Annotated in this window: 23 protein-coding genes, 1 tRNA gene and 2 pseudogenes; 14 read left to right on the top strand and 12 right to left on the bottom strand. The window is 70.4% G+C overall.

Annotated features, from left to right (window positions below; translation table 11 throughout):
* Window positions 1-2 precede the first annotated feature (2 nt).
* Window positions 3-941 (top strand): annotated as a pseudogene (locus AC1RTC_RS12910) (site-specific integrase); the annotation flags it as partial.
* Window positions 942-1,082: 141 nt separating this feature from the next.
* Here AC1RTC_RS12910 and AC1RTC_RS12905 read toward each other — a convergent pair.
* A tRNA-Thr gene (locus AC1RTC_RS12905) sits at window positions 1,083-1,156 on the bottom strand.
* A 33-nt stretch (window positions 1,157-1,189) separates the two neighbouring features.
* Here AC1RTC_RS12905 and AC1RTC_RS12900 point away from each other — a divergent pair.
* Window positions 1,190-2,146 (top strand): DMT family transporter, encoded by a 957-nt coding sequence (locus AC1RTC_RS12900; RefSeq protein ID WP_493156273.1) that lies wholly within the window; start codon window positions 1,190-1,192, stop codon window positions 2,144-2,146.
* Here the strand turns inward: AC1RTC_RS12900 and AC1RTC_RS12895 are convergent.
* Window positions 2,115-2,636 (bottom strand): nitroreductase family protein, encoded by a 522-nt coding sequence (locus tag AC1RTC_RS12895; RefSeq protein ID WP_493156326.1) that lies wholly within the window; start codon window positions 2,634-2,636, stop codon window positions 2,115-2,117. The genes AC1RTC_RS12900 and AC1RTC_RS12895 overlap by 32 nt on opposite strands.
* On the bottom strand, window positions 2,636-3,031 hold the full coding sequence (gene msrB, locus AC1RTC_RS12890; protein ID WP_493156271.1) for a peptide-methionine (R)-S-oxide reductase MsrB: 396 nt from the start codon (window positions 3,029-3,031) through the stop codon (window positions 2,636-2,638). Before msrB ends, AC1RTC_RS12895 begins: the two co-directional genes overlap by 1 nt.
* Window positions 3,032-3,052: 21 nt before the next feature.
* Here msrB and AC1RTC_RS12885 point away from each other — a divergent pair, with 21 nt between their 5' ends.
* Window positions 3,053-3,514 carry a GNAT family N-acetyltransferase gene (locus AC1RTC_RS12885; RefSeq protein ID WP_493156269.1) on the top strand — a complete coding sequence of 154 codons (462 nt, stop codon included), beginning with the start codon at window positions 3,053-3,055 and terminating at the stop codon, window positions 3,512-3,514.
* Window positions 3,515-3,587: 73 nt separating this feature from the next.
* The gene (locus AC1RTC_RS12880; protein WP_493156268.1) at window positions 3,588-6,908 is read left to right on the top strand and encodes an HtaA domain-containing protein; all 3,321 of its coding nucleotides are present in this window, start codon (window positions 3,588-3,590) and stop codon (window positions 6,906-6,908) included.
* 55 nt (window positions 6,909-6,963) lie between these two features.
* On the opposite strand, the pseudogene AC1RTC_RS12875 reads toward AC1RTC_RS12880, so the two are convergent.
* Window positions 6,964-7,173, bottom strand: a pseudogene (locus tag AC1RTC_RS12875) (DUF3224 domain-containing protein); the annotation flags it as partial.
* A 37-nt stretch (window positions 7,174-7,210) separates the two neighbouring features.
* On the bottom strand, window positions 7,211-8,311 hold the full coding sequence (locus tag AC1RTC_RS12870) for a heme/hemin ABC transporter substrate-binding protein (RefSeq protein ID WP_493156266.1): 1,101 nt from the start codon (window positions 8,309-8,311) through the stop codon (window positions 7,211-7,213).
* A 132-nt stretch (window positions 8,312-8,443) separates the two neighbouring features.
* Between AC1RTC_RS12870 and AC1RTC_RS12865 the strand changes: the two genes are divergently transcribed.
* From AC1RTC_RS12865 to groL, 4 genes are all read left to right on the top strand, one after another.
* Window positions 8,444-8,767, top strand: coding sequence for a DUF3263 domain-containing protein (locus AC1RTC_RS12865; RefSeq protein WP_493156265.1), 324 nt, complete (start codon window positions 8,444-8,446; stop codon window positions 8,765-8,767).
* Window positions 8,768-8,770: 3 nt separating this feature from the next.
* Complete coding sequence (locus tag AC1RTC_RS12860; protein WP_493156263.1) at window positions 8,771-9,349, top strand: LytR C-terminal domain-containing protein; 579 nt, start codon at window positions 8,771-8,773, stop codon at window positions 9,347-9,349.
* 148 nt (window positions 9,350-9,497) lie between these two features.
* Window positions 9,498-9,701 (top strand): cold-shock protein, encoded by a 204-nt coding sequence (locus AC1RTC_RS12855; RefSeq protein WP_493156261.1) that lies wholly within the window; start codon window positions 9,498-9,500, stop codon window positions 9,699-9,701.
* A gap of 180 nt (window positions 9,702-9,881) precedes the next feature.
* On the top strand, window positions 9,882-11,510 hold the full coding sequence (gene groL / locus AC1RTC_RS12850) for a chaperonin GroEL (RefSeq protein ID WP_493156259.1): 1,629 nt from the start codon (window positions 9,882-9,884) through the stop codon (window positions 11,508-11,510).
* An 86-nt stretch (window positions 11,511-11,596) separates the two neighbouring features.
* On the opposite strand, the gene AC1RTC_RS12845 is transcribed toward groL, so the two are convergent.
* The 3 genes from AC1RTC_RS12845 to AC1RTC_RS12835 are packed head-to-tail and all read right to left on the bottom strand — an operon-like array spanning window position 11,597 to window position 14,312.
* Window positions 11,597-11,887 (bottom strand): WXG100 family type VII secretion target, encoded by a 291-nt coding sequence (locus AC1RTC_RS12845; protein WP_493156257.1) that lies wholly within the window; start codon window positions 11,885-11,887, stop codon window positions 11,597-11,599.
* Between the two features lie 40 nt (window positions 11,888-11,927).
* A complete protein-coding gene (locus AC1RTC_RS12840; RefSeq protein WP_493156255.1) occupies window positions 11,928-13,589 on the bottom strand; it encodes a sensor histidine kinase in 1,662 nt (553 codons plus the stop codon).
* A 30-nt stretch (window positions 13,590-13,619) separates the two neighbouring features.
* On the bottom strand, window positions 13,620-14,312 hold the full coding sequence (locus AC1RTC_RS12835) for a response regulator transcription factor (RefSeq protein ID WP_493156253.1): 693 nt from the start codon (window positions 14,310-14,312) through the stop codon (window positions 13,620-13,622).
* 94 nt (window positions 14,313-14,406) lie between these two features.
* Between AC1RTC_RS12835 and AC1RTC_RS12830 the strand changes: the two genes are divergently transcribed.
* Window positions 14,407-15,012: a TIGR00645 family protein gene (locus tag AC1RTC_RS12830; protein WP_493156251.1), complete on the top strand. Its 606-nt coding sequence runs from the start codon at window positions 14,407-14,409 to the stop codon at window positions 15,010-15,012.
* Here the strand turns inward: AC1RTC_RS12830 and AC1RTC_RS12825 are convergent.
* A complete protein-coding gene (locus tag AC1RTC_RS12825; protein ID WP_493156249.1) occupies window positions 15,009-16,079 on the bottom strand; it encodes an epoxide hydrolase family protein in 1,071 nt (356 codons plus the stop codon). The genes AC1RTC_RS12830 and AC1RTC_RS12825 overlap by 4 nt on opposite strands.
* A 14-nt stretch (window positions 16,080-16,093) precedes the next feature.
* Between AC1RTC_RS12825 and folP the strand changes: the two genes are divergently transcribed.
* On the top strand, window positions 16,094-16,978 hold the full coding sequence (gene folP, locus AC1RTC_RS12820; protein WP_493156247.1) for a dihydropteroate synthase: 885 nt from the start codon (window positions 16,094-16,096) through the stop codon (window positions 16,976-16,978).
* Between the two features lie 10 nt (window positions 16,979-16,988).
* Complete coding sequence (locus tag AC1RTC_RS12815; RefSeq protein WP_493156245.1) at window positions 16,989-17,684, top strand: pyrimidine reductase family protein; 696 nt, start codon at window positions 16,989-16,991, stop codon at window positions 17,682-17,684.
* A 252-nt stretch (window positions 17,685-17,936) separates the two neighbouring features.
* Here AC1RTC_RS12815 and AC1RTC_RS12810 read toward each other — a convergent pair whose 3' ends face one another.
* Window positions 17,937-19,586: a DNA repair helicase XPB gene (locus AC1RTC_RS12810; protein WP_493156243.1), complete on the bottom strand. Its 1,650-nt coding sequence runs from the start codon at window positions 19,584-19,586 to the stop codon at window positions 17,937-17,939.
* Window positions 19,587-19,631: 45 nt separating this feature from the next.
* Between AC1RTC_RS12810 and AC1RTC_RS12805 the strand changes: the two genes are divergently transcribed.
* Window positions 19,632-22,607 (top strand): hypothetical protein, encoded by a 2,976-nt coding sequence (locus tag AC1RTC_RS12805; RefSeq protein WP_493156241.1) that lies wholly within the window; start codon window positions 19,632-19,634, stop codon window positions 22,605-22,607.
* Here AC1RTC_RS12805 and AC1RTC_RS12800 read toward each other — a convergent pair.
* Window positions 22,566-24,416, bottom strand: coding sequence for a helicase-associated domain-containing protein (locus tag AC1RTC_RS12800; RefSeq protein ID WP_493156239.1), 1,851 nt, complete (start codon window positions 24,414-24,416; stop codon window positions 22,566-22,568). The genes AC1RTC_RS12805 and AC1RTC_RS12800 overlap by 42 nt on opposite strands.
* The gene (locus tag AC1RTC_RS12795) at window positions 24,406-24,675 is read right to left on the bottom strand and encodes a hypothetical protein (protein ID WP_493156237.1); all 270 of its coding nucleotides are present in this window, start codon (window positions 24,673-24,675) and stop codon (window positions 24,406-24,408) included. Before AC1RTC_RS12795 ends, AC1RTC_RS12800 begins: the two co-directional genes overlap by 11 nt.
* 66 nt (window positions 24,676-24,741) lie before the next feature.
* Here AC1RTC_RS12795 and AC1RTC_RS12790 point away from each other — a divergent pair, with 66 nt between their 5' ends.
* Together AC1RTC_RS12790 and AC1RTC_RS12785 are read left to right on the top strand one after the other, a co-directional pair.
* Entirely contained in the window at window positions 24,742-25,125 is a 384-nt protein-coding gene (locus AC1RTC_RS12790; protein WP_493156235.1) for a cold-shock protein, read from the top strand.
* A complete protein-coding gene (locus tag AC1RTC_RS12785; RefSeq protein WP_493156233.1) occupies window positions 25,118-25,657 on the top strand; it encodes a DUF3027 domain-containing protein in 540 nt (179 codons plus the stop codon). Before AC1RTC_RS12790 ends, AC1RTC_RS12785 begins: the two co-directional genes overlap by 8 nt.
* Window positions 25,658-25,666: the final 9 nt, after the last annotated feature.

The following is a 25,666-nucleotide window of genomic DNA, read 5'->3' as shown; positions in this document are numbered from 1 at the left end:
CCATGGGTAGCGTCACTCCTTACGAGACTTCGGGCGGGCGCCGGTATCGCGTGCGCTACCGCAAGCCCGATCACAAGCAGACCGACAAGCGTGGGTTCCGCACCAAGCGTGACGCCGAGCTATTTCTCGCATCGGTAGAGGTCGCGAAGAACAGCGGCCGCTACATCGATCCGACCCGTGCTCGCGTCAGCATCGGTGACTGGATGAACAAGTGGCTCGAGACCCGCACCGACCTCCGTCGCTCGACGTTCGACCGTCTTGAGGGCGTGGTCCGGCTCCACATCGTCCCGAGTCTCGGGCCGATCGCCATCGGCGACCTGACCCGATTCGACGCGCAGCTCTGGGCGTCGAAGCTCACCGCGACTCAGAGCCCCGGCTCGGTTCGTAAGATCGTCAACGTCCTCTGTGCCGGCCTCCAGGTCGCCGTCGACGACGGTCGGATCCCCGCCAACCCCGCGTCACGGTTGAAGATGCCACGGCAGTCGAAGAAGCGGAAGAAGTTCCTCACTCATCAGCAGGTGGCGGAGCTGGCGGCGACCGTCGATGCCAAGCCGGCGGGGGAGGGCTACGGCCTCCTCGTGCTGGTGCTCGCGTACACCGGGCTGCGGTGGGGCGAGCTGGCCGGACTGCGCGTGCGCGACCTCGACTTCGTTCGAGGCCGCCTCGATGTGCACACCACGATGGTCGAGGTCGACGGCTACATGGAGGAGTCGAGCCCGAAGGACTACGAGGAGCGGTCGATCCCGGTTCCGGAGTTCATCCTCGAGCAGCTGTCGATCCACGTAGAGGACAAGACCCCAGCGGACCACGTGTTCGTCAGCTCGAAGTCGGGCTCGGTGCTGCGCAACCGCACGTTCCGCCGCGGCTGGTTCAACGACGCGGCCGAGCAGATCGGCATCCCCGGCCTGACCCCGCACGAGCTGCGCCACACCTGCGCGAGCCTCGCGGTGTCGGCCGGCGCGAACGTCAAGGCCCTCCAGCGGATGCTCGGCCACAGCTCTGCGTGGGCACGACGTGGGCTAGACGAACGGGCGGCCTCGATACGCGCCCCCAGAGGGCGCTATTCGACCAGCAAATACAAGAGCCCCCTGTCGGATTCGAACCGACGACCCCCGCTTTACAAGAGCGGTGCTCTGGCCAACTGAGCTAAGGGGGCGAACGCGTGAACAACCTTACCTAGACTCGGCGGGTGACACATTCTCGCGCCGCTGTGGCGATCGCCGTTGTCGGGGCTGCCGTGTGCGGGGCGTTGGTGGCGACCCAGTCGCGCATCAACGGGGAGCTGGGGCGGGAGCTCGGCGACGGGTATCTGGCGGCGTTCATCTCCTTCGGCTCCGGGTTCGTCATCATGGCGATCATCGCCGCGCTGCACCCGAGCACTCGGCGCGGCGTGGGCACGGTCATCCGGTCGATCCGCACCCGGCAGATCCCGTGGTGGTACGCCGTCGGGGGAGCGGCGGGCGGGCTGTTCGTGCTGTCGCAGGGCCTCACGGCGGCGCTGCTCGGGGTCGCGCTGTTCACGGTGGCGACCGTGACCGGGCAGACCCTCAGCGGGCTGCTCGTTGACCGGCGCGGGCTGGGCACGATGGCGCCCAAGCCGGTGACCGTGTTCCGGCTGATCGGCGCGGTGCTCGCCGTGCTCGCGGTCGGGTTCGCCGTGTCGCCGCAGATCCAGGGCGGTATTGCGCCGTGGGTGCTGATCCTGCCGCTCGCCGCCGGTCTGGGCCTCGGCTGGCAGCAGGCCGTGAACGGCCAGATCAAGGAGCTGTCGAACTCCGCGCTCACCGCTACCTTCTTCAACTTCGCGGTCGGCGCGACGGTGCTCGGCATCGTGCTGGTCGTGCACGCACTCGTGTCGGGGCTGCCGCAGCAGTTCCCGGGCAACCCGCTGCTGTACGTGGGCGGCGTGCTCGGCATCGTCTTCGTCGCCGGCTACGCGATAGTCGTGCGCTACACGGGCGTGCTGCTACTGGGGCTGGGTGCGATCGCGGGGCAGCTCGCGGCATCCCTCGTCTTCGACCTTCTCCTGCCGGTCGCCGAGCACCCGATCGCCGCCGCGACGGTCGTCGGCACGATCGCGACCTTCGTGGCCGTGGCGCTCGCCGCGATACCGGCTAGAGCGACGTCAGGTGCTTCTCGAGGCTGAACTTGTCCCTCTTGCCCGGCTTCGTGCGCTCGGGCTTGCCGCCGACGTAGAGCCAGCCGAGCAGCTTCTCGTTCTTCGCCAGCTTGTGCGCCTTCGCCACCCTCTTGGCGCGGGTGTGGTCGCCCGAGCGCCAGAACACGCCCCAGCCCGCTTCGTCGAGCAACAGGCTGAGCATGTGGGCGACTCCGGATGCCACGGCCTCCTGCTCCCACTCGTGCGCCTTGCTGCTCGGCCGGTGGATCGCGACCACCGCGATGAGCAGCGAGGCCCTCAGCGGCTTGTCGGCGGAGCTGCCCGACTTGGCGAACGCCTTGCCGATCGTCTCCCGCGCGGAGCCCCGGATCTCGATCAACCGCCACGGCTCGAGCGACCCGTGGTCGGCGACGCCCGCCGCCGCCTCGACGAACGGGATCAGCTCCTCGTGGGTGGGGGCGTCGGCGGTGACGTGGGAGTACGACCGCCGCGCGCGGACGGCGTCGAGCGCGCTGATCAGTTCTCCTTGAAGTCGAGCGACAGGGAGTTCATGCAGTACCGGTCGCCGGTGGGGGTCTGGTACGCGTCGTCGAACAGGTGGCCGAGGTGCGAGCCGCAGGTGCCGCAGACGACCTCGGTGCGGGTCATGCCCAGCGAGGTGTCGGTCTTGAGCTCGACCGCGTCCGGGTTGACGGACTCGAAGAAGCTCGGCCAGCCGGAGCCCGAGTCGAACTTCGCGCCGCTCTTGAACAGCTCGGCGCCGCAGGCGCCGCAGGTGTAGGTGCCGGCGCGCTTCTCGTCGAGGAGGGCGCCCGACCAGGGGCGCTCGGTGGCGGCCTCACGGAGGATCGAGTAGCGGTCGCCCAGCTCCGCGCGCCACTCGTCTTCGGTCTTCTCGATCTTGTAGGTCATGACCCCATTAAACTCGGTTTCGTGACCGACTCTCCCGTGCTGGCCAAGTCGTGGAGCGAACTCACGACTTCGGAGCTCTACTCCTTCGTCAAACTCCGCACCGACGTGTTCTTCGTCGAGCAGAAGGTCGACGAGGAGGAGCTCGACAACCGCGACCAGGAGCCGGGCACCAGGCACTACTGGATCGAGGATGCCGCGGGCTGCGCCGCCTACATCCGCGTGCTCCTCAACGAGGAGCCCGAGCACCTGGACGCCCGCCTCATCATCGGCCGCGTCGTGGTGCGCGCCGACCGCCGCGGGGAGGGCCTCGCCCAGCTGCTCCTGGCGCGCGCCCTCGAGGACTTCGCCGGCCAGCCGATGCTGCTGCACGCCCAGCAGTACGTGGCGCCGCTGTACGCGAAGTTCGGCTTCGAGGAGTTCGGCGAGCCCTTCGAAGAAGCGACGATCATGCACATCGGGATGTACCGCGCGGGCCTCAAGTAAGGTAAGCCTTACCAATTCTTTGACAGGAACGGCCGGTCCCCCCTATGGTCGAAGTTAGCTTAGCCTTAGCTAAGTGCACCTCGTCCCGGAGATCACAGTGACCTACGACAGCGCCATCCGGCCACGCCTGCGTGCGTGGACCGCCGCCCTCCTCACCGCCCTTCTCGTCGCGGGAGGCCTCAGCTTCGGCGCCACCGCCGCGCAGGCAGCTCCCGGCGATGTCGCCGGTGGCACGCTCGACTGGGGAGTGAAGGCGAGCTTCCGCTCGTACATCACGGGCCCGATCGCGGCGGGCACCTGGACCGTCGACGGCGTCACGGATGCCACCCCCTTCGGCTGGTCGGGCGGCTCCGGCAGCGCGGATGTGTCGGCCGCGACCGGCTCGGTGAGCTACCCCGGCAGCGTGCACTTCGTCGGCCACGGCGGAGTCCTCGACATCCTGTTCGCCAACCCGGCCATCGTGCAGTCGTCGGCGTCGTCCGCGACGCTCTACGTCGACACCGCGACGGCTACGGGCGTGCCCCTCGCCACCCTCGACCTCGCCTCGGGCACCAACGGCTCCGGCGCGGGAACCGTCGCGTTCTCGGGCGTGCCCGCCGTGCTGACCGCCGACGGGGCTGCGGCCTTCGGCGGCTTCTACACCGCGGGCACCGCCCTCGACCCGGTCAGCTTCAGCTGGCCCGTCGAGCAGGCGCCCGCAGCGACCGCGACCTCCACAGTGCTCGCCGTGTCACCCGTCACCACCTCCCTCGCGGGCGCCTCGGTCACACTGACTGCGACGGTCTCCCCGGCGACCGACGGCACAGTCCAGTTCCTCGACGGCACCACTCCGGTCGGCACGCCGGTCGCCGTCACCGCAGGCCAGGCCTCCTACTCGAGCACCGCCTTCGCGCTCGGCGCCCACAGCTTCTCCGCCTCCTTCACTCCGACGGATGCCTCGGCCTACACGGCCTCATCCGCCGCCGCTGTGGCGCACACCGTGGCGCCGCAGCCCGGTGTCTCCACGACCTACGACGAGGGCTCGGCGGCGTGGGGACTCTCCACCTACCTCAACTCGGCGAACCCCGGCCGCCCGAACCCGCTGCCCTCCGCGTACGTCGCGCCGGCCTCGTTCGACGCGACGTCGCGCCTCACGACCTGGGGCGGCGGCTCGGGCACGGTGAACGCCGACGGCTCCGCCACCCTCGCGTTCCGCGGCGCCTCCGTGAACTTCGCGCCGACGGGCGGCGGCTGGCTCAGGCTGGCAGACGTGCAGGCGACGCTGGATGCCGCGGGCAACGGCTCGGTGACCGCACTGGTCTCCTACGGCACGGCCGTGGGCACGAACCCGATCACGTTCGACCCCGCCCAGGCTCCCGACCGCGGGCCGCAGCGCGTCACGATCGTGACCCTCGCGGGCAACTCGGTCCCGGTGGTCCAGGGCGCAGACACGGCGACCTGGGCGAACCTCGGCGGCACCTGGAGCTCGGAGTTCACGAGCTTCCTCGCGGGCAGCGCCCCGGGCATCCCGGGCTGGCCGTACGCCTCGACCGTGAGCAGCGCGACCGGCCGCACGCCGCTCGCGTTCACCTTCGACCTCGGGATTGCGCCGCCGCCGCCCGCTGTCACCACCGCCCTCGCGCTCACCGCGGCGCCCACGACTGCGGTAGTGCAGGGCACCACCGTCACCCTGAAGGCGACGGTCACGCCCGCCGCTGCCGGCTCGGTGCAGTTCCGCAACGGCTCGACCGTGCTCGGGTCGGCCCCGGTCGCCGGGGGCGTCGCGACTCTCGCGCTGCCCGGCCTCGCGGTCGGCGGGTACTCCGTCACGGCGTACTTCACCCCGGCGGATGCCGCGGCCTTCACCGCCTCGCAGTCCGCGGCCCTTCCGCTCACCGTCACGGCTCCGGTCGTGGCCCAGGCCGGATCGCTCATCTGGGGCGTGAAGGCGAGCCTCCAGTCGTACGTGCTCGGGGGCGGCAGCATCGCGACCTCCGCGGGCGCGGGCTCCTCCGGCCCGTCGTTCCTCTTCCCGCAGCAGTCGTCGGCGGCCTTCAACCAGTCGACCGGCACCGGCACCAGCGCCTACCGGGGCGCGGTGACCTTCTCTTACCCTGCCCACGGCTTCTCCATCGCGCTCAGCAACCCCCGCGTGCAGGTCGACTCGTCGACGGTCGGCTCGCTCATCGTCGACGTGACCTTCAACGGCACGACGACCTCGGGCGTGAACTTCGCCACGCTGTTCCTCGGCGCGGCGTCGAAGAGCTCGGGCGCGGGGTCGACCACGTTCGCCGGGGCTCCGGCCGCGCTCACGAGCGCGGGGGCGGCGACGTTCCAGGGCTTCTACTCCACCGGCGAGGTGCTCGACCCGGTCACGTTCGTGGTGGGGAGCCCCGCGGCATCCTTCACGCCCACGACGGCCTCGGCCCCGGAGCCGCGCACCGCCGCAGCCGCCCCGCCGAGCACGACGGGCATCACCCTCGCGAGCGGGGCGAAGCCGGTCGCGGGAGACGAGATCACCATCACGGCCGAGGGATTCGAGCCGAACGAGGAGGGGATCCTCGTGGTCGTCTACTCGGAGCCGACCGTGCTCGACAAGAACGCCACGGCGGACGCCGACGGCACGCTCACCTGGACGGGCCGCCTGCCGGCGGGCCTCACGGGCAAGCACACGCTCACGTTCCAGGGCAGCGTCAACCGCGGTGTCGAGGTCGAGATCGCCGCACGCGTGACGACCGCCGCCGAGGGCTGTCCGGTGGATGCCGGGACCCTCACGTGGGGCTTCAAGGAGTCGTTCCGCAGCTACATCAGCGGGTCGATCGCGAACGGCGAGTGGATCGTGTCCGACGGCGCGACCTACGCGACCCCCGAGTTCGGCTGGTCGGGCGGCAAGGGCGCGTACGACGCCGAGGGCGGCCTCGTCGCCTTCACGGGCGCCGTCGAGTTCACCGGCCACGGCGGCATCCTCGATACCACCGTCGCGAACCCGCAGCTGAAGTTCATCGACGCCGACACCGCCGTGCTGGTGCTCGACGTGAGCGGCACGACGCAGGACGGCGCCACCGTCGACCAGAAGGGCGTCGAGTTCGTCGACATCGACCTCTCGGGTGCGATGGAGAACAAGGACGGCACTCTGACGGTCACCTCCGCCCCGACCGTGCTCACGCCCGCGGGTGCCGCGGCCTTCGGCACCTACGAGGCCGGGGAGCCGTTCGACCCGGTGTCGTTCACGCTGCCCCTCGACGCGGCCTGCGCCGCGCCGGTCGTCGAGCCGAGCGAGACCGCGACCGTGACGGCGGAGCCCGTGGCATCCGGCTCAGACCTGACCTGGCTGTGGATACTGATCGTCGCCGTGCTGCTGCTGGTCATTGCGGCCGTCGTCATCATCGTGACTCGCCGCCGCCGGGCGGTGTAGTCGCAGGAGCGAGCGGGGTGGGTGCTGGATCCGGCGCCCGCCCCGCTCTTGGGGTTTAACCCAGCGTGAAGACGAAGTACGGCCCGCGGTCGTCGTGGACGATGCGCGCGGTGCCGGCCCAGTCAGCGAATGCCCCCGTGCCGGTGCCGGGCACGATGTAGCCGAAGGCACTCGGGTCGTCGGGGGAGTTGAGCGCGCCGTGGTGCACAGTCACCTCGCCCTCGACGCCGTCGAGCGAGCCGGTGATGCGCTCGGCCGCCAGGTAGCCCCGGCTCTCCGACCACCGACCACTCTAGGAACTGCTACTGACCCGGGGCGTAGATCGCGCGGGCGAGGGCGTCGAGCACCTCGGCGGTGCGGGGGCCGAACGCGAGGACCTCGCCGTCGGCCATGTCGACGAACCGCTTGTGCTGGCCGGCCGTGGTGAGCGCGATAGCGGGCTTCGAGCCGAGCAGCCCGTCGACCCCGCCGACGCTCGCGATGCCGTCGGTCATCACCAGGATCAGGTCGGGGTTCGCGGTGACCATCGCCTCGTCGGTCATGGGCCGCATGCCGTCCAGCCCGATCTCGGCGGCCACGTCGACGCCGCCGAGCGAGCGGATGAGCACGTCGGCCCCCGACTCCTCGCCGAAGAGGTAGTAGATGCCGGATGTTCCGCGCAGGTAGAGGAAGAGCATCCGGAGCGGCTCGCCTTTCGGCACGATCGCCGCGATCTCGGCCACCTTCGCCGCGATGCCCGCCGTGAGATCGTTCGCGAGCGACTCGCCCGCCGCCGGGGCGCCGAGGGCGGCGGCCACCTGGCGCGCGAGCTCGCCGACCCCGTCGATGGTCGGGTCGGTGTCGACGAAGACGACGGGGATGCCGGCGTCCCGCAGTTGCAGGACCACGTCGACGGGCCCGACCGAGCCGTCGGTGATGAGCACCGTGGGGCGGAGGGCCAGGATCGCCTCGTTGTTGACCGTGTGCCCGCTGGACGTGATCACCGGCAGCTCCTCGGTGCCGGGGAACGTGGTCGAGACGTCCCGCCCGACTACGGAGCCGCCGAAGCCGAGCCCGAACACGGTTGCGGCGATCGACCCCGAGATGTCCATCGCGAGGATGCGCTCGGTCGACTTCACGGTCGCGCTGGTGTCGCCCGCGAGGTCGTGGGAGGTGACCGTGGCCGGCAGCTGCTGCGCGGGAGCCTGCGCGGGGGCGGCGATCGCGGCATCCGCGAGGACCGCCGTGGACGGTCCCTCGTACGAGTGCGGGTCGGCGAGTACGTCGAGGTCGGCGAGGGGCACGGCGGGGTTGGCGGCGACCACGCCCGGGGCGGGGGAGGGCGCGGCGGGAGCGGTGCATCCTGCCAGCAGCACGACGGCCGCGGCAGCCAGGGCGGCAGCGAGGCGGGGGCGGGGCAGCATGGCGGCCAATCGGGTCGGGAAAAGGGAACTTAGGCTATCCTAACCTCCCACCGCGGGATTCCCGACGAGCCAGCGCGGGACAGCGGATGCGCAGCGCCCGAGCCCTAGGATGGCAGCGGCGTCGGGAGGTCCATGGCTGCGCAGCAGGAGCGTGCGGGGGAACCGGACTCCGCCCTGCCCGAGCGCGACCGCCGCATCCTCGACTTCGAGCGCGAGTGGTGGCGCCACGCGGGCGCGAAGGAAGAGGCGATCCGCTCCCAGTTTTCTCTCCCGGCGGCCCGCTATTATCAACTGCTGAATGCCCTGATCGATACGCCCGAAGCCGTGCGGCACGATCCCATGCTGGTTCGGCGCCTGCAGCGCGCACGCGATGCGCGCACGAGTGCCAGGGCCGCGCGGACATTCACGACCCACGACCACGGTGGCACGGACCCCCACGACGAATCGAACGACTGAGCCATGGCCGCATATCCCAAAGACCGGTTCGACCAGCTTCCTGAGGACCTCAAGCGCATCGGCGCCCACCGCGGTCCCAAGAAGAAGGGCGGCGGCTGGATCGGATTCGCGTGGGCGCTGCTCGCGACCGGTGTGCTGATCTTCGGCGGCCTGTGGGGGCTCAGCAACGTCGTCGGCGTGGACGTCGGCCTGCCCATCTTCGAGCCTGCGCCCACCCCGACGCCGAGCCCCACCTCCACTCCGACGGCCGACCCGGTTCTCGACCCGACGACGATCGACCCGGCGCGCAAGATCAACATCACAGTTCTCAACGGAACCCCGACCGCGGGTCTGGAGAACACTGTGGGCGATGCGCTCGCCGCCGTCGGCTGGACGATCACGGCCCGCACTAACGCCGGCCAGAAGGACGTCGAGACGACCACCGTCTACTACAGCGACCCCGTCAATGAGGATGTCGCGCGGGGCGTCGTCGTGTCCCTCGGCAAGGGCCAGATCCGACTGGTCAGCCCCGACACCTTCCCCGGATCGGTCCTCACGGTCGTCATCGGCCTCGACTACCCCGGGGCCGCTACGGCACCGTAGAGCGCCCCAAATAGCGCGGGCGGTTCCGATTGTGTTACACGCGTGTTTAATCAGCCTCTGACCCCTTCTACAGGGTGTTTTCTCCCCGTTACTATCTGGCATTGGCCCGCCCGTCCGGCGCCGCCAGGAGCACAGCAGGGAGTAACACATGGCGAACGGAACCGTGAAGTGGTTCAACGCTGAGAAGGGCTACGGTTTCATCACCGTCGACGGCGGAGGGCAGGACGTCTTCGTCCACTACTCGGCGATCGACATGAGTGGGTACAAGGTTCTCGAAGAGGGCCAGCAGGTTGTATTCGAGGTCGGCACGGGGGCCAAGGGCCCCCAGGCCGAGGCGGTTCACCTGGCCTAGGTCTTCACCAGTTTCAGCACACGGATGCCGCTCACGCAGGTGGGCGGCATCCGCTGTTTCCGCACTCCGCACCTTTCTTGCACTCACCCTTGGCGAGTGCTAATTTAGCCCTTGGCACTCGCACGTTTCGAGTGCTAAAGAATTCGTCTGTACGACGTCCGGGAGGGACGAGAAACACACATGGCAAAGATCATTGCTTTCAACGAAGAGGCCCGTCGCGGCCTCGAGCGCGGCCTGAACATCCTGGCCGACGCGGTCAAGGTGACCCTCGGCCCGCGCGGCCGCAACGTCGTGCTCGAGAAGAAGTGGGGCGCGCCCACCATCACGAACGACGGTGTGTCGATCGCCAAGGAGATCGAGCTCGACGACCCGTACGAGAAGATCGGTGCCGAGCTCGTCAAGGAGGTCGCCAAGAAGACCGATGACGTCGCCGGTGACGGAACCACGACGTCGGTCGTGCTCGCCCAGGCGCTCGTGCGCGAGGGCCTGCGCAACGTCGCCGCCGGTGCGGACCCCATCAGCCTCAAGAAGGGCATCGAGAAGGCCACCGCGGCCGTCATCGAGGCCCTCATCGCGAGCGCCAAGGAGATCGAGACCAAGGAGGAGATCGCGGCCACCGCCTCCATCTCCGCCGGTGACCCCGAGATCGGCGCACTGATCGCCGAGGCGATCGACAAGGTCGGCAAGGAGGGCGTCGTCACCGTCGAGGAGTCGAACACCTTCGGCACCGAGCTCGAGCTCACCGAGGGCATGCGCTTCGACAAGGGCTTCCTCTCCGCGTACTTCGTCACGGACCAGGAGCGCCAGGAGGCGGTCTTCGAAGACCCGTACATCCTCATCGCGAACAGCAAGATCTCGAACATCAAGGACCTGCTGCCCATCGTCGACAAGGTGATCCAGAGCGGCAAGCAGCTGCTCATCATCGCCGAGGACGTCGACGGCGAGGCGCTCGCGACTCTCGTCGTGAACAAGATCCGCGGCATCTTCAAGTCGGTCGCCGTCAAGGCTCCCGGCTTCGGCGACCGCCGCAAGGCGCAGCTGCAGGACATCGCGATCCTCACGGGCGGCCAGGTGATCTCTGAGGAGGTCGGCCTCAAGCTCGAGAACGCGACGCTCGACCTGCTCGGCCGCGCTCGCAAGGTCGTCATCACCAAGGACGAGACCACGATCATCGAGGGCTCGGGCGACCAGGACGCCATCGCCGGCCGCGTCAAGCAGATCCGCGCCGAGATCGAGAACACGGACAGCGACTACGACCGCGAGAAGCTCCAGGAGCGCCTTGCCAAGCTCGCCGGCGGTGTCGCGGTCATCAAGGCCGGTGCAGCCACCGAGGTCGAGCTCAAGGAGCGCAAGCACCGCATCGAGGACGCAGTGCGCAACGCCAAGGCAGCGGTTGAGGAGGGCATCGTCGCCGGTGGTGGCGTCGCCCTCATCCAGGCTGGCAAGATCGCTTTCGACAGCAAGGCCCTCACCGGCCTTGTCGGCGACGAGGCGACGGGCGCGAACATCGTGCGCGTGGCCATCGACGCCCCGCTCAAGCAGATCGCGCTCAACGCGGGCCTCGAGCCCGGCGTTGTCGCGGACAAGGTGCGCAACCTCCCGGTCGGCCAGGGCCTCAACGCCGCGACTGGCGAGTACGTGGACATGCTGGCCGCCGGCATCAACGACCCGGTGAAGGTCACGCGCTCCGCGCTGCTCAACGCCTCGTCGATCGCCGGTCTGTTCCTCACGACCGAGGCGGTCGTGGCGGACAAGCCCGAGAAGAACCAGGCTCCGATGGGCGACCCGTCGGGCGGCATGGACTTCTAAGTCTGAGCACGTAACAGGGCGGTCCTCCTCCGGGAGGGCCGCCCTTGTCGTTTCGATACGCGCGCCAGAGCGCGCTATTCAACCCGCTAGCGGAGGAAGAGGCGCGCGTTCGACGCCTCGATCTCCGCGTACTGCTGGCCGGCGTGCGTGAGCGCCTGGTTGATGGCGGCGAGGTTCTCCTCTACCCGCTGCTGGGTCGCCTTCCAGTCGGCGACGACGCCGGAGAAGGCGGTGGCCGCGTCGCCGGTCCACGACGACTGGAGCTGGGTGAGCTGGCCGTACAGCCCGCCTACCTCCGACTGGATCCGCGAGATCGAGGAGCGCACGGCGCCGGTCGCGGAGAGGACTGCTTCACTGTCTACCTGGTAACGAGTCATGCGGGTGACAGTAGCGGCGTCGGCGAGCCCGCAGGCGGGGTCAGGACGGGGTGGGGGCGGATGCGGCATCCACCGCGCTGGGGAGGAGCGGAAGCTTCACGCGGAAGGTCGCTCCGCCGCCGGGCGTCTCGACGACCTCGACCGCGCCGTTGTGCGAGCCGACGATCGCCGCCACGATCGCGAGGCCCAGCCCGCTGCCACCGGTCGCGCGCTGGCGCGAGCTGTCGGCGCGCCAGAAGCGCTCGAAGATCTTCTCCCTGATCTGCGGCGGGATTCCCTCGCCATGGTCGATCACGGAGAGAATCGCCATGCGCTCGTCCCGGTCGACCCCGACGCCGATCTCGATGGGGGAGCCCTCCGGGGTGAATCGGATCGCGTTGCCCACGAGGTTGGCGACGACCTGGCGGATCTTGTTCTCCTCGGCGAGCACCACGGCGCGCAGCTCGGCGGGCGGCGGCTCGGGGATCGTCACGACCTCGCCGGGGGCGCGGTTGGCGCGCGCACGGCGGGCGGTGAGGCGGGCGAGGGTGGCTCCCGCGAACGCGATGGGGCCGGTGGCCGCGCTCGGCGGGCGGGAGGCGGGGGCCTCCGGAGGGATGACGTCGAGCACCAGCGTCTGCGCGGGGGGCTCGGCCGGGGCATCCGTGCCGACGACTGTCACGACCCGGTCGGGAGCGGCGGCCATCGCGTCCAGCGCGGCATCCTGCGCGAGGGGCACCAGGTCGAGCTCGGCGAGCTGCAGCGGCTTCGCCTCGTCGATGCGCGCGAGCTCGAGGAGGTCTTCGACCAGCTCGCCCATGCGGATCGCCTCCTTCTCGATGCGCTCCATCGCCTGCGCGACGTCCTCCTGCTTGGTGAGCGCGCCCATGCGGTACAGCTCGGCGTAGCCGCGCACCGAGACGAGAGGCGTGCGCAGCTCGTGCGAGGCGTCGCCGACGAAGCGGCGCATCTGGTCGATGGTCTTCGCGCGGTCGGCGAAGGCGCGGTCGATCCGGCCGAGCATGGCGTTCAGCGAGCGGTTCAGCCGCCCGACCTCGGTGTTGGGGGTGGCGCCCGAGAGCCGCTGGTTGAAGTCGCCCTCCGCGAAGCGCGCGGCCGTAGCCTCGACCTCGCGCAACGGGGCGAAGGTGCTCGTCACCAGCAGGCGGGTGATGGCCCCGCCGAGAATGACGACGGTGAGGCCGAAGAAGAGGAAGATAGCCGCGAGCCGGGAGACCGTCGCGTTGGTCTCCTTGAGGTCCAGCCCGATGACGATCACGAAGTAGTCAGTGCCCAGCCGGTTGGTGGCGGGGTAGGCGACGACCCGCCACTGGTCGCCGACGACGGTACTGGGAACTGTCATTGCCCCCGTGCTGCCGGCGATGTTCGGCAGGGTGAGCGAGTCGACCACCGGCCGCGCGGCATCCTGAGCCCTGTTGTTGCAGATCAGCGTGCCGTCGTACTTGAGCACGGCGAGGAAGTAGTCGTTGGGCAGGGTCGGCAGGCTGCACTGCGGGTCGTCGGCCGTGCCGCTCGGCTGGATCTGCAGGTTCTGGCCCGCGAGGCTGATCTTCGCGTCCAGCTCTTCGAGAAGGTAGCCGCGCAGGACAGTCATGGTGCCGGCGCCCGTCACCAGCAGGCCGAAGGTGAGCAGGAGCACGGTCACCGCGGTGATCTTGGTCCGCAGTGAAATGCGGTTCCACCACTCCGTGATCTCGTGCATCAGGCCACCAGCCTACGGCGGGCGGTCACGTCAGACTCGGGCAGCCTTGAGCATGTAGCCGAAACCGCGCTTGGTCTGGATGACGGGCTCCGCCGAGAACTGGTCCAGCTTGCGGCGGAGGTACGAGATGTAGCTCTCCACGATGCCCGCGTCGCCGTTGAAGTCGTACTCCCAGACGTGATCGAGGATCTGCGCCTTGGACAGCACGCGGTTAGGGTTCAGCATGAGGTAGCGGAGGAGCTTGAACTCTGTGGGGCTCAGCTCGATCTGCTCGGAGCCGATGGTGACCTCGTGCGTGTCCTGGTCCATCGTGAGCTCGCCGGCGCGAATGACCGCCTCCTCGTCGTCGTGCATAGTGCGGCGGAGGATGGCCTTGATGCGGGCGACGATCTCATCGAGGCTGAACGGCTTCGTGACGTAGTCGTCGCCGCCGACCGTGAGGCCGGTGATCTTGTCCTCAGTGTCGTCCTTCGCGGTGAGGAAGAGGATGGGGGCGGTGTAGCCGGATGCCCGCAGCCGCTTGGTCACGCCGAAGCCGTTCATGTCGGGGAGCATGACATCGAGGATGATGAGGTCGGGCTCCTCCTCCAGCACGGCGGAGATGGCCTGCGCGCCGTTGCCGACCGCGCGCACGGCAAAGCCGGCGAAGCGCAGCGACGTGGTGAGGAGGTCGCGAATGTTGGGTTCGTCGTCGACGATCAGAATCTTGGGTCCATCAGCCATGGAGCAAGTATCTGCGAGTCGTCTGAGCGTTGTCTGGGAGTGCGTTGACCGGTTTCCGGGCATTCGCCCAGCCGTCACGGAATACGGTTGACACATGAGCCACGACCCGGTGACCACCACCCCGCCGCGCCCCAAGAACCCCCGAGCCCTCGCCGTCGAGCACATTGCCGAACGGTTCATGTTCGGCAGCCGCTGGCTGCTCGCCCCCTTCTACGTCGGCCTCGTCGTCGCTCTGGTCGTGATCCTCGTGAAGTTCTTCGAGGAGGTCTGGCACCTCGTCACCCACGTGTTCTCGATCGAGGGGGAGCAGTTGATCCTGAGCGTGCTCGCGCTGCTCGACCTCACCCTGCTCGCGAACCTGGTGCTCATCGTGATCTTCGCCGGCTACGAGAACTTCGTGTCGAAGATCGCCGTCGCCCGCAACGCGGAAGACCGCCCGAGCTGGATGGGCCGCGTCGACTTCTCCGGCCTCAAGATGAAGCTCATCGGCTCCATCGTCGCCATCTCCGTCATCGGCCTGCTGCAGGACTTCACCGGCTGGGTGCTCACCGGCAGCGAGTACACGGTCACTGCGGAGCAGCAGTTCTGGCGCATCATGCTGCACCTGACGTTCCTGCTGTCGGGCGTCGGCTTCGCCTTCATGGACTGGCTCGCCGAGAAGCGGCTCCTGCTCTCGCAGCAGACCCACTCGGGCGGCTAGAGCCCCAGCTGGTCGGCGAAGGCCCGCAGCTCGGCGCTCCACAGCTCCGGCTCCTCCCACGGGCCGAAGTGCCCGCCGCGCGGCATCTCCGTCCAGCGGGCCACCGGGTACCACCGCTTCGCGGACTCCTCCGGCGCGGGGCAGATGTCGGCGGGGAACATCGCGAACCCCGTCGGCGCGGTCTGCACCCCCGTGGGCGTGACCGTGTTGTCGTAGTAGTACCGCGCCGCCGAGCCCGCGCTCTGCGTCACCCAGTACACGGTGAGGTTCGTCGCGAGGTCGTCGAGGCTGAACGCATCGAGGCCCCGGTCGCTCCACGCCTCGAACTTCTCGAGGATCCACGCGGCGAGCCCCGCGGGCGAGTCGTTGAGCGCGGCGGCGAGCGTCTGCGGCTTGGTGCGCTGCACGTGCGAGTAGCCGCCCTCCGCGAGCTCCCATGCGGCGCCGTTCGCCTGCCACTCGCGCTCGGCGTCGGTCAGCTCCGCGGCCGGGATGCCGCGCATCCGCCGCAGTGGCACGTCGCCGAGGTGCAGGGCTGTAATGCGCTCGGGATGCCGCAGCCCCAGCTGGTCGGCGATCTGGGTGCCGATGTCGCCGCCGTGCACGGCGAACCGCTCGTGCCCGAGCGCGGACATCAGCCCGGCGAAGCGGTCGGCGACACCGACCGGACCGAGCGGCTCTGCCGGGTGCGCGCTGAAACCGTAGCCCGGGATGCTCGGCACGACGATCTCGAACCGGTCGGCGATGAGCGGCAGCGCGCGGAGGAAGCGCACGAACCCGTCGGGCCAGCCGTGCACGAGCAGCAGCGGCGTCGCGCCCGGAGTGCCGGCGCGCACCGCGTGGATGCCGTCCACCATCACGTGGTCGAGCTCGTTGAGCTCGCGCTCCATCGCGCGCCAGTCGTACGCGCCGGCCCAGTGCTCCACCACACGGCGGAGGGCTGCGGGCGGGATGCCCTGGCTCCAGTCATCCGCCACCGCGTCCGGCCACCGGGTCGCGCGCAGCCGCCGCCGCAGCTCATCGAGCTCCGACTGGGGCACGTCGATCACGAACGGGGTCACGGGCATGGTTCCATTCTCGTATGGACCACCGTCGCACCGAGCCTCTCGCGCCCCGCCGCATCGGACGGCGGACCTTCGACTTCGAGAAGCAGGTCGCCGTGATGGCGGTAGTGAACCGCACGCCGGACTCGTTCTACGACAAGGGGGCGACGTTCGCCCTCGACCGTGCAGTGGCGGCGGCGCTGAGGGCGGCCGAGGACGGCGCGGACTGGGTCGACATCGGCGGCGTCCCGTTCGGCCGGGGGCCTGCGGTCTCGGTCGGGGAGGAGATCGCGCGGGTAGTTCCCGTCGTGGAGGGGGTGGCCGCGGCATCCGACGTCGTCATCTCGGTCGACACTGCGAACGCCGAGGTTGCGCGCCGCGCCATCGCCGCGGGCGCCGCCGTCATCAACGACACGAGCGGGCTCTGGGATGAGGGCATGGTCGGCGTCATCGCCGAGAGCCAGGCCACGCTCGTGCTCACCCACAGCATCGGCCCGCCCCGCAGCGAGAAGCCCAAGCCGCACTACGACGATGTCGTGGTGGAGGTCGCCGCGTTCCTGCGGGAGCGCGTGGACCGCGCGCTCGCCGGGGGCGTGCCGCGCGAGCGCCTCGTGGTTGACCCCGGCCACGACCTCAACAAGAACACCCTGCACACCCTGGAGCTCACCCGGCGGCTGGACGAGATAGTCGCGCTCGGGTATCCCACCCTCGCCGCCGTCTCGAACAAGGACTTCGTCGGCGAGTCGATCGACCGCGAGCAGGGGCAGCGGCTGGAGGGGTCGCTCGCGGCGGCCGTCGTGTGCATCATGAAGGGCGCGCGCATCGTGCGCATGCACGACGTTCCCGCGTCGGTCGCCGCGGTGCGGATGACCGAGGCGATCTTGGGGCTCCGGCAGCCCGCGTACCTGAGGCACAACGTGTGAGGCTGGACGCATGACGACTCGCATCGACCGGCTCTGGCCGCGCCCCGCCGACAACCTCACGGACGACGACCTCGTCGCCGACCTCGGGCCGGGCGTGCGGGTCAACTTCGTCTCGAGCATCGACGGCGCCGCCACCCACGACGGCCTCTCGGGCGGCCTGTCGGGCGCCGCCGACAAGCGGCACTTCGAACTGCTGCGGCGCGTGTGCGACGTGGTGCTCGTCGGCGCGGGCACCGTGCGCGACGAGGGCTACGGGCCGATGCGCGTCTCCGACGCCTCGGCGCGCTGGCGGGTCGAGCACGGGATGCCCGAGCACCCGGTCTTCGCGATCGTGAGCGGCCGCCTCGACCTCGACCCCGGGTCGCGGATCTTCACGCAGGCGCCGGTGCGCCCCATCATCGTCACGTCCCGGCCCGCGGACCGCTTCGCCGCCGTCGCCGACATCATCGACGCGGACCTCCCCGGCGCGATCGAGCAGCTGCGCGCCCGGGGCCTCACCCGCATCCTGTGCGAGGGCGGACCGTCGCTCTTCGGCTCGCTCCTCGCCGTCGACGCGGTCGACGAGCTGTGCGTCACGATCGCCCCGTCGCTCGAGGCGGGCGACGCGCCGCGCATCTCGCACGGCGACTTGCCCGAGGCGCGCGGCATGGCGCTCGGCCACGTGCTGCGCTCGGGCGACACCCTGCTGCTGCGCTACGCGCGGTAGCCCCGACCCGGCCGTCCACCCGCGGGCGGCCGTCCACCCTCGCGCCGCCGTCCCACCCTCGCGCGGCTGTCCACCCGCGCGCCGCTGTACGAAATGCAGGAGTGGAGCGCTCCCACGAGGTGTGAGACCGCGCAAATACGGGCCGGGATGCTCGTGCATCCTGCATTTCGCACCGGGCGGGCGGGGCGCCGCGGCGGGCGGGGCGCCGCGGCGGGCGGGGCACCGGCGGCGGGCGGGGCGCCGCTGCGGTGGCTACGCCGCCTCGAGCGTGTCGGCGTCGAGGATCGTGTAGCTGTAGCCCTGCTCCGCGAGGAACCGCTGCCGGTTCTGGGCGAAGTCCTGGTCGACGGTGTCGCGCGCCACGAGCGTGTAGAAGTTCGCGGGCAGGCCGCTCTCCTTGGGGCGCAGCAGGCGCCCGAGGCGCTGGGCCTCCTCCTGGCGCGAGCCGAACGAGCCAGAGACCTGGATCGCGACGGTCGCCTCCGGGAGGTCCACGGAGAAGTTGGCCACCTTCGAGACCACCAGCACCGTGATCTCGCCGGTGCGGAACGCGTCGTACAGCCGCTCCCGCTCGTCGACCGGGGTGGCGCCGGTGAGCTTGGGGGCGTTCAGGGCGTCAGCGAGCTCGTCGATCTGGTCGAGGTACTGCCCGATCACGAGGATGCGCTCGCCCTCGTGCTTCTTCACGAGGTCGCGCACCACCCCGAGCTTGGCGGGGGCGGTGGCCGCGAGCCGGTAGCGCTCGTCGTCGGCGGATGCCGCGTACTCGAGCCGCTCCTGCTCCGGGAGGTCGATCCGCACCTCGTAGCAGGAGGCGGGGGAGATGAAGCCCTGGGCCTCGATCTCCTTCCACGGCGCATCGAAGCGCTTGGGCCCGATGAGGGAGAACACGTCGCCCTCGCGGCCGTCCTCGCGCACCAGCGTGGCGGTGAGGCCGAGGCGGCGGCGGGCCTGCAGCTCCGCGGTGAGCTTGAACACCGGCGCGGGCAGCAGGTGCACCTCGTCGTAGATCACGAGGCCCCAGTCGAGCGCGTCGAGCAGGGCGAGGTGGGCGTACTCGCCCTTCCGGCGCGCGGTGAGGATCTGGTACGTCGCGATGGTCACGGGACGCACCTGCTTCACCTGCCCGGAGTACTCGCCCACCTCGTCCTCGGTGAGCGTGGTGCGCTTGAGGATCTCGTTGCGCCACTGGCGCGCCGACACCGTGTTGGTGACGAGGATGAGCGTGGTGGTCTTGCCCGCCGCCATCGCGCCGAGCCCGACCAGCGTCTTGCCGGCGCCGCAGGGGAGCACGACCACGCCCGAGCCGTGCGCGTAGAAGTTGTCCACGGCCTGGTCCTGGTACGGGCGCAGGTGCCAGCCGTCGACGCTATTGAGCGCCATGTCGTGCGGGGTGCCCGGGGTGTAGCCGGCCAGGTCCTCCGCCGGCCAGCCGAGCTTGAGCAGCTCCTGCTTGAGCTGCCCGCGGGCCCAGGCCTGCACCACGTACGTGTGGTCCCCGCGCTTCTCGAAGAGCAGCCCGGCCACCTTGCGGGCACGGGTGATCTCGCTGAGCACCGCGGCGTCGGTGGCCGTGAGCGTGAGGGCGCCGTCATCCGCCCGCTCGATCACCAGACGGCCGTAGCGGCCGACGGTCTCGGTCATGTCGACGATGACCGACTGCGGCACCGGGAACTTGGAGTACGTCTCGAGCGTCGCCAGCATGTCCTCGGCGGTGTGGCCCGCGGCGCGGGCGTTCCACAGGCCCAGCCGCGTGATGCGGTACGTGTGGATGTGCTCGGGCGCGCGCTCGAGCTCGGCGAACACCGCGAGGTCGTGCCGGGCGTCTTCCGCCTGCGGGTGCGCGACCTCGAGGAGCACGGTGCGATCGGATTGAACGATGAGGGGGCCGTTCGTGGGCATCCTTACAGCCTAGGCGGCGCGCGCCGTGCTGGTACTGTGCGTCGCGTGAAGAGTGTGCGCCGGCCTGTCCTCGCGGGTGTCGCCGCGCTCGTTCTCCTCGGTCTCGGGGCTGGCGTCTCGTACGGGCTCGGCGACGCACTCGGCATCCGCAGCGAGAGCTCGGACATCCCGGGCGAGTCGCCCTCCGCCGCCCCCGAGGCCCCGGTGGTGGTGCCCCGCGCCATCACCCTCATCACCCAGACCAGCGGCGCGCGCCTCGAGCTCGCCCGCGACGAGCTGCGGGCGGCCGTGGCATCCCGGGCCACTGAGGGCACAGCCACCCTCGCGCTGCAGGTGGGCGCGGGCGACGACACCGACGAGGGCTACGAGCTGCAGGGCGGCCCGGATGCCCTCACCATCGTCGCGGCGAGCGACGCCGGTGCCGCCCGGGGCGTCTACGACGTGGCGTCCGCGGTGCGCGACGGCCGCGCCCTCACGATGGGGCGGGTGGACTCGGCCCTGCCGTTCCGCATGGTCGACCTCGGTGCCGTCGGCGTCACGCCCGACGAGGCCGCGTGGCGCGCGGGCGACGACTACTCGCACAACTCGAAGGCGTTCCAGGACGTGATGCTGCCGGAGGCGCCCTACATCGACGGGGCCGCGATGAGCGCTGCAGCCGAGGAGTTCGACGACTACGTGCGGCACGTGCTCGCGGAGGGCTACAACGCGATAGCCGTCCCGGGCCTCGTCGAGTACCTGACGTTCGACTCGCTCGGTGTGTACGCCGACGGCGACGAGCACGTCGCGCGCGCCCTCGCGCTGCAGAAGGCGTTCGGCCCGCTCTGGCAGTATGCGCACGACGCGGGGCTCAAGGTCTACTTCCGCACCGACATGCTCACCCTCACCACCCCGCTGCAGGCGTACCTCGAGAAGCGGTTCGGCTCGCTCGACACCGAGAACCCGGCGCTGTGGGATGTCTACTCCGCGGGCCTCGACGAGCTCTACGCGTCCATGCCCTACATCGACGGCACCCTCATCCGCATCGGCGAGGCGGGCAGCGTGTACGACCTGCCCGGGTGGGACTACTACTCGGCGCTCGCCGTGACCACCGTCCCCGCCGTTCGCGCGATGCTCACCGCGTTCACGGCCGAGGCGGAGAAGGCCGATCGCGAGGTGATCTTCCGCAGCTGGAGCGTGGGGGTGGGCGCCGTGGGCGACATGCACACGGACCCGGCGTCCTACGCCGAGGTGCTCGACGGCATCGACTCCGACAGGCTGATCGTGAGCACGAAGTACACGCTCGGCGACTTCTACAGCCATCTGCCGTTCAACACGACCCTCGAGTCGGGCGACCAGCGGCGCATCATCGAGTTCCAGAGCCGGCGCGAGTTCGAGGACTTCGGCGCCTTCCCCAACGACCTGGGCGACCTGTACAGCCAGGCGATCAACCGCTTCATCGCGGCCAACCCGCACGTCGAGGGCATCTGGACCTGGACGCAGGACGGCGGACCCTGGCGCGCCGGCCCGATGACCCTCGAGCTCAAGCGCGGGTTCTGGCAGCTGTACGAGCTGAACACCGAGCTAGCCGTGCGGCTCGCGCGCGACCCCTCCCTCGACCCCGCGGCGATCACCGCGGACTGGGCCCGCCGCTGGTTCTCCGACGACCCCGCCACGATCGCGGCGATCGGCCAGGCGATGGCGTCCTCCCGCGCGGCCATCACCGACGGCCTCTACATCGGCCCGTACGCCGACCGGCGGGTGTTCGCGATCGGCCTCGAGCCGCCGCCCATGATGTGGATCTTCGAGTGGGACATCCTCACCGGCGACAGCGCCGTGCTCGACGTCATCTACAACGTCAGCCGCGACCAGCTCGACGAGGCGATTGCCGGCGGGCAGCGCGCGCTCGACGCGGTCAGCTCCATGCGCTCCGCGCTCGAGGGCACGGATGCCGCGGCCTGGAAGTCGCCCGAGCTCCGGACCGCCTTCCTGGGCACCCTCGACTACGAGACGAGCACTCTCACGATGCTCGCGGACTACCGCGCCATGGTGCTGCGCCAAGCCCAGTGGCACGACACCGGCTCCGGCACCGCGTACGACCAGTGGCGCGCCGCAACCGCGGCCTTCGAGGCCAGTTCGGCGGCGCACGAGAGCGAGTACGCGGGCAACCTGGACTATCCGGCCTACAACCTCACGGCTGCCGACCTCGGCATCGCCCGGGGCGACCGCGACCTCGCGATGGCGTGGGCGGCGCGCATCCTGCTCGCCCTCATCGTGCTGTGGCTGGCCTACGGCATCGCCGCGGCCAGCACCCGGGTGCGGCGCCTGCCGGGGGCCCGGGCGGCCCGCGCGATGGTGCTCGGGGCGGTGCGCCCGTGGCGGGCCGCTGACGACCTCGGGTCGCGGGTGCCGCTCGTCGTGGTCCCTGTGGTGGCGATCGTCCTGAGCCGGGGCATCTCCACCTGGTTCGAGGCGCCCGCCCACATGCTGACGATGCTCGCGGGGTGGGCGCTGTTCGCCGCCGTGCTGCTGTTCGCCGTGCGCAGGGCCGCCGTGTGGTCGGTCGTCGCCGTGCTCGGCGGGGTTGCGCTACTGCGGGTAGCCCTGCAGCTCGCGGTGATCGCGCCGACCGGGCCGGGCGGGTACTGGTTCCACTTCTGGACGGACCCGGCGGGCCGCTCGGTCTACGTGACGCTCGCGTTCGCGCTGTTCCTGTGGCTCATCGTCGCGGCGGGCTGGGCGGCGGCGGTGCAGCTCGGCGCCCGCCGGGCGTGGGGTGTCGCGCTCGCCGGCGTCGGGGCCGTGCTCGCGGCGATCGGCGCGCTCATCGGCGGCGTCGGCCTGGAGCGGGCGCTCACGGTCTGGAACGACCAGCTCGGGCTGCTGCCGTGGGGGCTCTCGCGCATCCTCGGTATCACCGTGTACCTCGACATCCCGGCGGACACGGCGTGGTACGCGGCCGCGTTCGGTGGAGTGCTCCTCGTGCTCGGGCTGGCGCTGTGGCTACTGCGCGGGCCCGACCGACACGATGCTCGCCAGGGGTAGCGTGCGCTCGATATCGGACTTGCGGTCGCGCGCGCGCAGGCGCCCGCCGCCCACGCTCGCCGGCTCGAGCTGGTAGTCGACGTCGGTGCCGTCCGGCATCCGCACGGTGACCGTGAGACCCACCTTGTTGCGGATCGCCACGTCCAGCTGCCGTGACAGCCACGCCTTGTCGGTCTCCTCGGAGTCGCTCGAACTGCCGAGCCGCAGCCGCTCGATGAGGGAGGCCGTCGAGTCCGTCGAGGCGGCGACGGCGCGGGTCGCGTGCTTGCGCGTGAGGACGACGACCTCGCGGTCGGCGTTCTCCGCCGCCACCGGGTAGCGGGCCTCCGCGAGCGTCCAGAACACGAGGTCGCGGTCGAAGCGGCTCAGCAGCCGGTCGCCGGCGCGCGTGAGGCCGAGCGCCGCGATGCCGTGGTCGACGAGCAGTGTGCGCAGCAGCGTGTCGTCGGCCGAGCGCACGTAGGCGCGGTCGCCGTCCACGACGCCCACGCGCACGAGTCCGTAGCGCTGGGCGGCCTCGGTGATCAGGTACGAGAGCGGCTGCGGGATGCCCGTGAGCGAGATCCCCGTCAGGAACTCCCTGATCGTCGCCTCCGACTCGCCCGTGGCCATGGCGCGGTACAGGCTCGCCGTCGAGATCCGGTACGTGGACGCGATCGCGCGCGCCTCGACGTCGGCCATCGCGCGCAGCCGGGAGTCGAGCGCCGGCTCCAGCGGGCCGGGCGAGACGACGGAGAGGTCGGGCTGCAGGTAGACCTTGGCGACCTCGGGCGGGAACAGGGCGGCCATGGCGTCCGAGGCCTCGTGCGGCCCCTCGGCGAGCAGTGCGACGCCCGGGGTGCTGGGCTCGTTGTGCGCCGTGATGCCGAGGAGCTCGGCGTCGCGCGTGTAGACCCGGACGCGCTCGCGCATCCAGTCGCCGCCCGCCGGGTAGAGCCAGGTCGCGTAGTCGTCGAGCCGTTCGCCCCACGTCGCGTGCGCGCTGCGGCCCAGGATCGCGCGGATGTCGGTCGGCAGCCGCTCGAGCCACGCGTTGGCGAGTGCGGCCCAGCGGTCGCCGGAGGAGTCGAGCAGCCACGGGGCGCTCGCGGAGGTCGGCATCCACCGGCCGGAGTCGAGTGCGGCGAGGCCGGCCCGGGCGGCGATCTCGAGCAGAACCACGACGTCGTCGATGTCGACGCCCATCGAGGCCGCGAGCCGCTTGCTGTCCGGCAGGGCGATGCCTCCGCGCGCGAGCTCGCGGGCCGACTCGTGCTGCAGTTCGGCGACGAGCTCCACGATCGCGGTGGTCGTGCCGAACGCGCGCTCGGCGGAGACGGTGTCGGTGAACCGGGCGTCGACCTGGCTGACCGGGGCGAGGGGAGTGGGCGCGGGCTCGGTGACGAGTTCCTCGCGCGAGGGCAGGCCGAGGGACGGCCACTCGCCCAGCTGGGCGGTGACCGCGGGCGGGACGGTGAACGTTCCGCCCTGCTCGATCGCGAGTGCGAGGTGTACGGCCGAGGCGAGGTGCGCCGGCAGGGCGGCCAGGGCGGCGGGGTCTGCACCGGCGGCCTCGAGGTGAGCCGCGGCATCCGGGATGCCCGCACTGCCGAGCTCGCCGACCGTCGCCAGCGCGGCGAGGGTGGGGCGGTCGAGCCGCGCGAGAGCCTGCTGGACGGAGGCCGGGTCGAGCAGTGCATCGGCGAGGTCGAAGAAGTCCTTGATGCCGTTCTCGCGCAGCTCGCGGGCGCTGAGGAGCCGCACGAGGTCGTCGTCGCTGAGCGACCTCAGGTGCCCGGCGAAGGCCAGGGCGGTGTCGTTACTTGCCATCCTTTGCTTCACGACCCCGACGGATGCTGCTGATCACGATGAGGGCTACCAGGAGGATCGCCCCGATGGGCAGGCCCACGACCGGCAGGAAGATGATCGTCGGCCAGGGTGTCTGACTGAAGGTGTCTTTGGCGACGCCCACTCCGGTCGCGATGATGACGGCGAGGAAGCAGATGATGGAGAGCCCCACCGCCGACGCGACCATGAAGGCGAGGATGCGCTCGAGTCGCTGGGAGGTAATGGGGGCGTCGTTGGGCACGTGCCAAGGATACGGGATAGCCCGCGTCCTCTAGTCTTAGTGGACACAGCTATAAGGAGTACCGCGATGCCCACCGGCAAGGTCAAGTTCTACGACGACGAGAAAGGCTTCGGCTTCATCACCTCTGATGACGGCCAGGAAGTCTTCCTCCACGCGTCCGCCCTGCCCGCAGGCACCACCGGCGTGAAGCCCGGCACCAAGCTCGAGTTCGGCATCGCCGACGGCAAGAAGGGCGCCCAGGCGCTCTCAGTGCGGATGCTGGACGCCCCTCCGTCGCTCGTGAAGCTCAACCGCAAGCCAGCTGACGACATGGCGATCATCATCGAGGACCTCGTCAAGCTCATGGACGGCATCGGCACCAACCTCAAGCGAGGCCGCTACCCCGACAAGGCGCACAGCTCGAAGATCGCCGCCATGCTGCGCAAGGTCGCGGACGAGCTGGATGCCTGAGCACCGTTTCGAAGACCTAGCGCGCGCCGCGCTCCTCGAGATCACGTCGGCCTCGACGGTCGGCGAGTGGGTCGGCGAGACGGATGAGGGCGACGGCATCGTCTCCGTCCTGTTCGCGTCCGCCCAGCCCGGCTACCCGGACTGGAAGTGGACGGTCTCGATCGCCCAGGTCCCCGGCGAGGAGCCCACGGTTCTCGAGGTCGAGCTCATGCCCGCCGAGGGCGCCCTGCTCGCGCCCGACTGGGTGCCGTGGAGCGACCGCCTCGCCGAGTACAAGGCCGCGCAGGAGAGTGCCGCGCCCGAGGACGACTCCGACGAGTCGGACGACGACGAGTCCGACGAGGATGACGACTCCGACGAGGACGACGAGTCGGACGACTCCGACGACGACTCCGACGACGAGCTCGACGAGGATGACGTTCTCGGCAACGACGTGCTGCACGGCGGCGACCTCGACGGCGTCGACATCGACGACCTCGACACTGACGACGACTCCGATGATGACGACTTCGACGATGACGACGACGACTAGGCAGACCGC

It is taken from the genome of Rhodoglobus sp. GW821-FHT12B09 (genome assembly GCF_058809925.1).
Note: the sequence above shows the minus strand (reverse complement) of the source record. Positions and strands in the feature narration are given on the sequence as shown.

Bases quoted from the DNA above. Each gene is read 5' to 3' on its own strand.
- msrB (WP_493156271.1), bottom strand. From the start codon at position 3,031: ATGACCTACAAGATCGAGAAGACCGAAGACGAGTGGCGCGCGGAGCTG.
- AC1RTC_RS12870 (WP_493156266.1), bottom strand. From the start codon at position 8,311: ATGCTGCCCCGCCCCCGCCTCGCTGCCGCCCTGGCTGCCGCGGCCGTC.
- AC1RTC_RS12865 (WP_493156265.1), top strand. From the start codon at position 8,444: ATGGCTGCGCAGCAGGAGCGTGCGGGGGAACCGGACTCCGCCCTGCCC.
- AC1RTC_RS12860 (WP_493156263.1), top strand. From the start codon at position 8,771: ATGGCCGCATATCCCAAAGACCGGTTCGACCAGCTTCCTGAGGACCTC.
- AC1RTC_RS12855 (WP_493156261.1), top strand. From the start codon at position 9,498: ATGGCGAACGGAACCGTGAAGTGGTTCAACGCTGAGAAGGGCTACGGT.
- groL (WP_493156259.1), top strand. From the start codon at position 9,882: ATGGCAAAGATCATTGCTTTCAACGAAGAGGCCCGTCGCGGCCTCGAG.
- AC1RTC_RS12845 (WP_493156257.1), bottom strand. From the start codon at position 11,887: ATGACTCGTTACCAGGTAGACAGTGAAGCAGTCCTCTCCGCGACCGGC.
- AC1RTC_RS12840 (WP_493156255.1), bottom strand. From the start codon at position 13,589: ATGCACGAGATCACGGAGTGGTGGAACCGCATTTCACTGCGGACCAAG.
- AC1RTC_RS12835 (WP_493156253.1), bottom strand. From the start codon at position 14,312: ATGGCTGATGGACCCAAGATTCTGATCGTCGACGACGAACCCAACATT.
- AC1RTC_RS12830 (WP_493156251.1), top strand. From the start codon at position 14,407: ATGAGCCACGACCCGGTGACCACCACCCCGCCGCGCCCCAAGAACCCC.
- AC1RTC_RS12825 (WP_493156249.1), bottom strand. From the start codon at position 16,079: ATGCCCGTGACCCCGTTCGTGATCGACGTGCCCCAGTCGGAGCTCGAT.
- folP (WP_493156247.1), top strand. From the start codon at position 16,094: ATGGACCACCGTCGCACCGAGCCTCTCGCGCCCCGCCGCATCGGACGG.
- AC1RTC_RS12815 (WP_493156245.1), top strand. From the start codon at position 16,989: ATGACGACTCGCATCGACCGGCTCTGGCCGCGCCCCGCCGACAACCTC.
- AC1RTC_RS12810 (WP_493156243.1), bottom strand. From the start codon at position 19,586: ATGCCCACGAACGGCCCCCTCATCGTTCAATCCGATCGCACCGTGCTC.
- AC1RTC_RS12800 (WP_493156239.1), bottom strand. From the start codon at position 24,416: ATGGCAAGTAACGACACCGCCCTGGCCTTCGCCGGGCACCTGAGGTCG.
- AC1RTC_RS12790 (WP_493156235.1), top strand. From the start codon at position 24,742: ATGCCCACCGGCAAGGTCAAGTTCTACGACGACGAGAAAGGCTTCGGC.
- AC1RTC_RS12785 (WP_493156233.1), top strand. From the start codon at position 25,118: ATGCCTGAGCACCGTTTCGAAGACCTAGCGCGCGCCGCGCTCCTCGAG.